General features: G+C 43.3%; 10 protein-coding genes. 4 read left to right on the plus strand and 6 right to left on the minus strand.

Features of this window, described 5'->3' with window-relative positions:
- Both QZ735_RS00580 and fsa read left to right on the plus strand, forming a co-directional pair.
- The coding region (locus QZ735_RS00580) for a hypothetical protein (RefSeq protein ID WP_294243225.1) at nucleotides 1-215 on the plus strand (215 nt) is incomplete at its 5' end.
- Nucleotides 216-939: 724 nt separating this feature from the next.
- Nucleotides 940-1,593, plus strand: coding sequence for a fructose-6-phosphate aldolase (gene fsa / locus QZ735_RS00585; RefSeq protein ID WP_294243227.1), 654 nt, complete (start codon nucleotides 940-942; stop codon nucleotides 1,591-1,593).
- Between the two features lie 67 nt (nucleotides 1,594-1,660).
- Here the strand turns inward: fsa and QZ735_RS00590 are convergent, their stop codons facing one another.
- The 5 genes from QZ735_RS00590 to QZ735_RS00610 form a co-directional block, all read right to left on the minus strand.
- Nucleotides 1,661-2,233 (minus strand): sugar O-acetyltransferase, encoded by a 573-nt coding sequence (locus QZ735_RS00590; protein ID WP_294243229.1) that lies wholly within the window; start codon nucleotides 2,231-2,233, stop codon nucleotides 1,661-1,663.
- A 96-nt stretch (nucleotides 2,234-2,329) separates the two neighbouring features.
- On the minus strand, nucleotides 2,330-3,238 hold the full coding sequence (locus QZ735_RS00595; protein WP_294243232.1) for a GLPGLI family protein: 909 nt from the start codon (nucleotides 3,236-3,238) through the stop codon (nucleotides 2,330-2,332).
- Between the two features lie 8 nt (nucleotides 3,239-3,246).
- Entirely contained in the window at nucleotides 3,247-4,806 is a 1,560-nt protein-coding gene (locus tag QZ735_RS00600; protein WP_294243233.1) for a M56 family metallopeptidase, read from the minus strand.
- A 98-nt stretch (nucleotides 4,807-4,904) separates the two neighbouring features.
- Nucleotides 4,905-6,755, minus strand: a complete 1,851-nt coding sequence (locus QZ735_RS00605) for a M56 family metallopeptidase (RefSeq protein ID WP_294243236.1) — start codon at nucleotides 6,753-6,755, stop codon at nucleotides 4,905-4,907.
- Between the two features lie 2 nt (nucleotides 6,756-6,757).
- Nucleotides 6,758-7,126, minus strand: coding sequence for a BlaI/MecI/CopY family transcriptional regulator (locus QZ735_RS00610; protein ID WP_294243237.1), 369 nt, complete (start codon nucleotides 7,124-7,126; stop codon nucleotides 6,758-6,760).
- A 332-nt stretch (nucleotides 7,127-7,458) separates the two neighbouring features.
- Between QZ735_RS00610 and QZ735_RS00615 the strand changes: the two genes are divergently transcribed.
- Complete coding sequence (locus QZ735_RS00615) at nucleotides 7,459-8,040, plus strand: hypothetical protein (protein ID WP_294243239.1); 582 nt, start codon at nucleotides 7,459-7,461, stop codon at nucleotides 8,038-8,040.
- Nucleotides 8,041-8,172: 132 nt separating this feature from the next.
- On the plus strand, nucleotides 8,173-8,379 hold the full coding sequence (locus tag QZ735_RS00620) for a DUF2945 domain-containing protein (protein ID WP_294243241.1): 207 nt from the start codon (nucleotides 8,173-8,175) through the stop codon (nucleotides 8,377-8,379).
- A gap of 54 nt (nucleotides 8,380-8,433) precedes the next feature.
- Here QZ735_RS00620 and QZ735_RS00625 read toward each other — a convergent pair.
- The coding region (locus tag QZ735_RS00625; protein WP_294243243.1) for a hypothetical protein at nucleotides 8,434-9,066 on the minus strand (633 nt) is incomplete at its 5' end.

Genomic DNA, 9,066 nt, shown 5'->3' on the forward strand with positions numbered 1-9,066 from the left:
TGATTTTGAAAAAGGAAGGGTGGAAATTCAAAAAAAATCCCACCCAACACAAGCTGACTCAAAAGTCGCTTTATAAATGTAAATGTATAAAAAATATTTGGATATTAACACAGAATCTAAAGCCGGAGGTATGCCGTTATAATGACGCCGGGCTAAAGCCGACGCTGTTGATTGAGGCAATACCTCATGATCCGGTAAGAGATGAATGTGAATAATTTAGGCCAAAGCCAGAGGTATGCCGCTATAATGACGCCGGGCTAAAACCCGACGCTATTGATTTGTGAAAATGATTTAACGTACGCTCAAATTTGTGACCGGATTAATAAGGTGGGAAGGAGGAAGCCGGAAGTTCCATTTGCCAAAATAACGGTCAGCGGTCTTCTCCGGGAAATGATTGCCTGGACGTATTGTGTGACAGACGGCTGTCATAGCCCTGATAGCAGCGGTTACCCCACAGCAGGCCGGGAATGCCGCGGGGCGAGGAGTATGAGCGGATAGCAGGAAAAAGCTCCAAAAAAAATCGGGAATCCGACAGGTAAATGAATGCAGGTATACCAAATGCCGGATATCGTCATAGTTACTTGTGCGAAAAAGAGTGTTAAAGTATAAAAAACTGATAATGATATATTTATGGTGAGTGTGTTTTGTAGGACACGTGATGATGACAGCGCAGGGAAAATGCATGATCAACCGGCGCAAGTACCTTGCTGCCACAACATGCTGAACCTTGAATTTTAGATCCTGAATTCTAATCCGGAACCGTTCACCTTTCCTCAAATTAAATTTCGACTTAGAGCGGAAGTATCCTGCTGCCACTATATGCTGACCCTTGAATTTTAAATCCTGAATTTTAATCCGAAACTGTTCACCTTCCCTCAAATTAAATTTTCCACTCAGAAAGGAATGTTTATCTTTGCAGCTAATAAATCTGTAAAACAAATGAAATTTTTTATCGACACTGCCAACCTGGAGCAGATTAAAGAAGCTAAAGATCTTGGAATCCTGGACGGAGTAACCACCAACCCTTCCCTGATGGCGAAAGAGGGAATCCAGGGTAAAGAAGCGATCATGGACCATTACAAAGCCATCTGTGAGATTGTAGACGGAGATATTTCTGCGGAAGTCCTTTCCACAACCTATGAGGAGATGATCAAGGAAGGCGACGAGCTGGCAGCCATTCACCCGAATATCGTAGTAAAAATCCCGATGATGAAAGACGGGATCAAAGCATTAAAATATTTTTCAGATAAAGGAATCAAAACTAACTGCACCCTGATTTTCTCTCCGGGACAGGCCCTTCTGGCAGCAAAAGCCGGCGCTACCTATGTTTCCCCTTTTTTAGGAAGACTGGACGATATTTCAACTGACGGACTGAACCTGATCCGTGAGATCCGCCTGATTTTCGACAATTATATGTACGAGACCGAAATTTTAGCGGCATCCATCCGCCACTCCATGCACATTATCGACTGCGCAAAAATCGGGGCCGATGTCATTACTTCCCCGCTGCCTCCGATTTTGAGCCTGCTGAAACATCCGTTAACAGACAGCGGAGTGGCCCAGTTTATTGCAGATTCACAGAAACTGGCATAAGAATATGTCATGATACCATAAAAAATGGCGCGGAAACTTTGTTTCCGCGCCATTTGTTTTTTTGCCATCAGCTGCTTACCGTCTGTTCAATACTTTTCAGTACTTTACACGGATTTCCTACCGCTACAACATTTGCCGGAACATCTTTCGTAACGATACTTCCGGCACCGATCACGGCATTGTCACCAATGGTAACACCGGGCAGCACCACCACATTGCCTCCGAACCATACGTTGTTGCCAACGGTAATCGGATGGGCAGACTCCAGTCCTTCGTTCCGCTGCTTTACATCCAGCGGATGATTCGCCGTGTAGAACCCGCAGTTCGGACCAATGAAGACGTTATCCCCGAATTTCACCTGAGCACAATCCAGGATGACCAGGTTATGGTTGGAATAAAAGTTCTCACCGACCTCGATGTTGTACCCGTAGTCGCACCAGAAATCCGGTTCGATACAGATATTGGTTTTTGCAGTTCCGAGAATTTTCTTAATCAGGATGTTCCGTCCTTCCGTATCCGAATTTTTGAGCCGGTTGTATTCCTGGCAGAGGTCTTTTACCGCCATCCGTTCCCGGATGAGCTGTTCGTCGTAATTGGCATTGTACAGAAGCCCCTGCTCGCATTTTTCCTTTTCGGTCATGGTTTTTGAGATTTGATCGTTTATTTGGTTAGCTAAAGATAATAAAAAAGCAGGAAGAACCGGTTCCTTCCTGCTTTGATGACGCATTTTTTTATCCTATTTCACCAGGTCCGGCTCAATGGGATTGTTATTCTTGGCCATCGCCTCCTTCTGCGTTTTTTCAATATGTCTGATGACTTCTGCCTGGTTTACGTCACCACCGTTCATCATAATTTTTCCGCTTCCCACATTGGACAACATCTGCTTCATATTTTTGGCAGGATCTGCCTGATACTCCTTCCATGCTTTCCTGAATTGTGCATTGGTGAGCTCAATCTCCTTGCCGTCGCTTCCTAATGAAGCCAATATCGGTAGTGAAGCGGTTTTTGAAGAATCGGTGTCGGAACCTTCGGAAGCATTCACTTTTTTATTTCCGGCTAAGGTCATTTTGTGCGAACCGGTAGTATCTTCTATTTTGACAATCAGTCCGGGAAGCCCGTAGAACTTATAAGGTCCGTCCTGAAAAGGAATATCCGTCGTAAACCAGGCAATCCAGTCTCTTCCTCCGAATGTGGCCGTAGCTTTTTGCGCATTATATTCCCCTATTTTCTGTTTATCGGGAAGAATTTTCCAGTCCGGCTTTCTATCTTCCTTCACTTTATACCGGTCTGCTCCTATGCTGGTAAGCAGATAGGTAGTAAATGAGGGATACTCCTTAACAACTTTATTCATGTTGTTATTACCGCCCATGACAAAAGCTTTTGCACGGCCTCCACCGGCAGATTGCAAAGAAACCCCTTTCATCATGGCAGCAACTTTTGCCATCTGTACCGAATCGGCGATGAAGGCATCACGGCTGTAATACCGGGAACCCTTGCTGCTGATGTCCAGGTACATCATTTCTTTTTTAACATCTTCCCTGTTTCCGGAATCCGGAATGTATTGGTAATCATAGAAAAAGCGGTTGATCTGGGCCTGAGCAAAGATGCCCAGCATGATGCATCCGAAAGCTATAATTTTATTCATAATCAGTATTAATTGGTTATTATTTCCATTTTTTTAGCGTAGGATCTTTTATTGTCTCCCACGCTTTCAATTGTAAAAAGTTTAATATTGGCGGGCGCATCCGGAGCATTTTTAAAACTCATCTGGTGAGCAAGGAATTCTTCCCGGGATACTTTCTTCCCATTGACATAAAGTTCCGGACCCTCTACCGACACCGTCATCAGTGTAACGTTTCCTACCGGCGACCTGTCATCCGTTCTGATTTCCCGGCCGTTACTGTCAAAAATTTTCGTTGCCAATTTTTCAAATTTGAAAAGTCCGATATTTTCCCTATTGTTATCAGCTCTTTTCTGCGTCAGTTCCATGATTTTTTCAGCATCGGTTTTCAGGACCTGTTTTTCGGCCTCGGTAAGCGGATTTTTTTCGTAGTCCCTGTTTTCAGGAAATTTTTCTTCAAAAGCCAATGCTTTTCTTTCGGAATTGATAAGAGCCGTCATTTCCTCTTTTGCTTCGGCCTTCTGCCGGGCGGCTTCCCGGCTGCGGTTTTTAGCCTGCCGGTAAAATCGGGCATATTCATTTTCATCAGTGCCGTTTATTGCAGAAGTGATGCCTGTATTTCCGTTCCCTGCTGTTTCCTTTATCCCGGTCCGGATTTCCGGTTTTGGCCTGACGGTATCCTGTAGAGCATGAGCGATATCTTTCGTAACGGCCGTATTGATTGTTCTGATTTCATTATTTCGGGCATTCACCATATAGGCAAAGGCGAGGGTGCATACCAACGGAAGCGCAAGAATCCTCTGCCCATATCCGTATTTCGTTTTGGGTTTTCGTATCATAGATAATCGTTTTTTAAGATCTGATGTGGTAAAATGGCTTGTGACAGCTGCTTCCATACCCGGAAAGTGGCTTTCCAGCAGCATCTTTGCAAATAGCTCCGTTCCGCTATGCTTTACCGATTCATGGTCTGCCAGATATTCATGGATCAACCTCAGTTCTTTCTTCATCAGATAGCAGAATGGATTGAACCAGAAGACTGCTGCAATCACCTCTGCAATCATTTTATCTGCGGTATGGCACTGTTGGATATGAACCAGCTCATGTTTCAGAATCTGCCGTCCCGGATCAGAATCCAAAGCGACTGCATTCTTCCAGAAGAGGTTCTTGAAGTATGAAAAAGGGGCATCTGCGAGATCCGTCCGGTAAAAATTGATTCCGTCGATCTCTTCTCTCGCAAAAGCTCTTTTCAGCTGACGGATTTTAAAAATACCGCATAGGAACCTTATAAGCAATCCGGCTGAAACGGCAGCGATAATGATCACCAGGATGCTGTAGCCTCCGTTTTCCTCATGTTTACCAGTCCCTGCGAAATTCTGCATACTCTTCACCAGCCTGTAAACGTTTTCATTGACTTCTACGGTAAAGTCTTCTATCCTGACCAGTGGAATAAACAAAGAAATCACAAGCGCAGAAAGCAGATAAAAACGGTTGTATTGATGAAACGTCCTGTCTTTCAGGAAAAGATCATAATACACCAGCAGAACGCCTGAGCAGACCGTTACTTTTATTCCGTAAAGCAATACTGTTTCCATGGTTTTTTTCAGTTTATAGATGAACAATCATTCTTTTACAGCGATAGAAGGCCCTACTTCTGCTGTTTCAGGGAATTACCGGCAGGACCAGCTGCTTTCTATTTGGTTTCAATCCGGATATCGCCGGTCGTCTTTGATCCGTCGGTGGATTTTTTGTTTACATTCATCGATTTGATAATCTTCGGGTCCAGGGCCTGCATTTCTTTACCGGTTGATTCCTTACCGTTGATATAGATTTTGATATTTTCGGCATCACCGTCAAGGCCTTTGATACCGGATGCCATCAGCGACTGGTCTTTGAAATTGATCCTGATGTTGTCGGCATTCACCCTAAGGTTTTTCATATCAGGGAAATTTTTCACGATACTTCCCATGGTTGTTTTGTTGTCCATTCCCAGTGCCCGTCTCTGCACCATCAGTTGTGCCCGTTCGCCCTCCAGTTTGGCTCTTTTTTTCTCAAGCCTTGCGCGTTCTTTCTCAAGCTTTGCTCTTTTCCTTGCCATGGAAGGTGACTCATCTGCCACTACAGACTTAATGATAAGGCCGGTACCCGGCGTCCATTTCCGGTCCCGCATCCCATTGAAATTCAACACTTTTACGCGAGGCGTCTCCGGAGCATCCGGCGGTGAGGGCGGAGCGTCAGGAATATCCAGGTTGATTTCAGGCATATCGGGGATTTCGATATCAAGATCTTCAAGTTTTTTCACTTCGTCTTTCCACTCCTTTGACTTGAAATAATCATTGATGTTCATGTCCTTGCCATTCATCCTGATGACCATCGCGGATTTGAGGTAGTCTCTGGAAACGGCAATCTTTGCGATTTCACCGGAAAGCTTTGTGATTTCCTCGAGACTTTTGTAATATTCGTTGGATTTAGGTTCCAGGGTATTCAGATTCCCGGCTTGCTGCTGAAGTTTTTCACTCAATTCAGTAATTCTCTTGTCGTCTTCCTGTTTCCTGTTCACTTTAGGAAGGACAACCGGATCTTTTTTGTCGGGAGCAATAGTATCTTTCCTGCTCACCGTTTCTTTTTTATTTCCGATGCGGGAAACGGCTTTCTCAATTTCCTGGTTGGTGGCTTTGATTTCCTGGTTTTTGGCGTTCACCAGATAAGCGAACGCAACTGTAAATACTACCGGCAATGCCAATATCCTGCGTGCATAACCGAAGCGGGTTTTGGGTTTCTGTAACATTCTGAGTCTTTTTTTAAGGTTTGAACTTAGAAACGGACTGGTGGCAGGCAACGGGGTTCCGGAAAAGTGGCTTGCCAGCAGCATCTGCGCAAATGCTTTGGTGTCCGAGTGTCTGACGGCTTTTTTATCCGCCAGGTATTCATGGATTAAACTGATTTCTTTTTTGATGAGGTGAAAAAACGGATTGAACCAGAATACGGAAGTCATTATTTCAATGAAAATCTTATCGAAAGAATGTTTCTGCTCAATATGCACCATTTCATGTTTGAGCACCTGCCTTCCGAGATCCGAATCCAGCATGATGGAATTTTTCCAGAAAAGATTCCTGAAAAAGGAGAACGGGGCTTCATTGAGATCGGTGCGGTAAAAATTGATCCCGTCAAAAGTTTCCCTCCGGTACTGTTCCTGGAACCTCCTGATCTTCAGGATTCCGTAAACCAGCCTCCCTAAAAAGAAGAGAGAAACCAATCCCAGAGCTGAAAAAACAATTGCAATATAAATGTAATCATGGCCTGTATCTTTTACGGTACTAAAATCTTGCATCCCACTGATTAACCGGTAGAGGTCACTGCTGACTTCAATGGTAAAATCTTCCACCTGTACCAGCGGGAGCAGCACGGAAATAAACATCGCCGACAAAAGATAAAACCTGTTGTAGTGATGAAATGTCCTGTCTTTTAAAGACAACTGATAATACAGGAATGTTACACCGGAACATATCATAAGTTTTCCCAGGTACAGCAATACGGCTTCCATAGCTAATCGTTTTTCTCTTTCAGTTCATTCAGGAGCATCTCCAGGTCTTCCACCGTCATTTCGTTTTTTTCGACAAGAAATGAAACGGCACTTTTGTAAGAGCCCTTGAAATAATTGGTCACCAGGCTTTTCATGGTTTTCCCGGAGTACTGTTCTTTAGAAACCAGCGGGAAATATTCATGCTGCCTCCCATGTACCCGGTAGTCTACAAACTCCTTATCTTTTAATACTTTCAGGATGGTAGAAACCGTATTGGTATGCGGCTTCGGTTCCGGAAAGAGATCGAGCAGATCTTTCAGGAAACCTTTTTCAATCTTCCATACATATTGCATTACCTGTTCTTCCGCTTTCGTCAGTGTCTGAATTTTCATATCCTTTTTCATTATACCGATAGTCATACAGGGGCTTGGTTCCTGTATCACTAACAAATTAGTTATACAAATGTAAAAATAAAACGGTTTCAAACAACTATTTTTTTAGTGATAATAAATTTAATTATATAAATAACTGATAATCAGATTAATATTTTTAGTTAAATTTTATTAATTATGCAGTAAGGTTTTTGTATCCTGCCAGCGATGAACAGAAAAACGCTGATATCCTGTTCAAATTCTTAAAACTTGTTAATTTTTATTAAATAAAATCAAAACGTATTTGCCATAAGTCGGAAAATATATTTATTTTAGTGCTTTAAAAATTTCTCATGAAAAGATATAATCTGTTAATTGTACTATTACTGCTCGTATTTAATGTTGCTACAGCCCAGAAGAAAAGTTCGCCGGCAGCGGATTTCAGCGCGGTGGGAGAGGCCAAAAATAAAATTGAAAATACCGTTCCGCTGGTGATCAAGCACCTGAAAGAAATCAGTGAAAAAGAAAACGACCCGAATATTTTAAGCAACGGAAAAACAGCCCTCGCCAAAGAATACGGAAAGGTGGAACTCGAATGGAGGCTGTACAGGGGAAATATGAACAACTGTATCCTTAACAATTCTTCCAAAAAGGCTAAAAAATGCATGGAGTACCACAATACGATGTTCAGAGGTACTTTGACCAATTACAACAACTACATTACCAACCTGACCCGTAAAAACGGATACCTGGGGGTGGAAGGCGATACCAAGTTTGAATTCAATCCTGCCGAAGTAACCACCAAGCTGAGCGAATCTTATTTCAACGGAGGCGATGCGGCCAACAGAATGAAAGGGAACCAGAAGAAAGAATTCCTGGGACAAACAATGGCGGATGACAATGCATTGAAGCCATTCAACCAACTGGCACAGTAATCATTTCCATTAAAAAATAATTAAGTCCTGCCTCTGTGCAGGATTTTTTTGTGTACCTAATCTCGAGAATACCGGTTGCTGTATTGGCATAATAAATGAATGCTTTCTGCTATCATCACAAAAATTAAAGATATGAGCGATTTTAAAAAAGGAGACATGGTAAAATGGGATTCCAGCAACGGACAGACCCACGGAAAAATTACAGCGGTACATAAGAAGGATTTCACTTTTATGGACAAACAGCGCCGGGCCTCGGCAGATGAGCCCCAATACGAAGTCATGAGTGAAAAAACCGGTAAATCAGCAGTACATAAAGGATCTGCTCTCAAGAAAATGTAAAAAATTGCCACATCGGATGATGTGGCAATTTTTTTAAAAGGACGAACAGTTGTATTACTTGATTTGGTCGTAAATAAGCTTGGTCACTACAGCTCCGAACAGATAATATCCGACCGTCATCAGTTTCTTCTGGTTGTTTCCGGCTACCGGTTCTTCATCCAGCCCCATTTTGTCCGGAAGCGCTACGGCTCCTAATCCCATCAGTACGCCTGAAGCAAGGTTAAAACCTGTTGTAGCGGTTGCGGCATAGTACATCCCGTTTCCGATAACATCTCCTGCAAGCGTAGCAGCATACAGCTGATCGGGATTGGTAATTTTCATATCTACGGTATCCAGAGCCTTATTAAGTGCTTCCTCTCCCACTTTATTGATTTCAGGAACGTTGTCGAAATTTTTCCGGATGGTTTCATGGAGCAGGCTGAGGGCCAGGGCACCTCCTAATCCTGCAAGAATTTTTTTATACATATCGGTTTGTTTAGATGGTGTGATGATACCTCTGCATAAATTGCGCCATAGCATGTTGTACCGGCGGAGAATTTCCGCATCACCGGGAATCATGAATCTGATGTATGACAGGGAAATCGACAGCTTTGCGCGTGATCCGATTTTGTCCCGGATCCCGGAAAAAGAAAAGAGCATTGCAGTTTGCAATACTCTTCTGTAGTAGCGGGAACCGGACTCGAACCG

The sequence above is a fragment of the uncultured Chryseobacterium sp. genome, assembly GCF_913776365.1.
Lineage (GTDB): Bacteria > Bacteroidota > Bacteroidia > Flavobacteriales > Weeksellaceae > Chryseobacterium.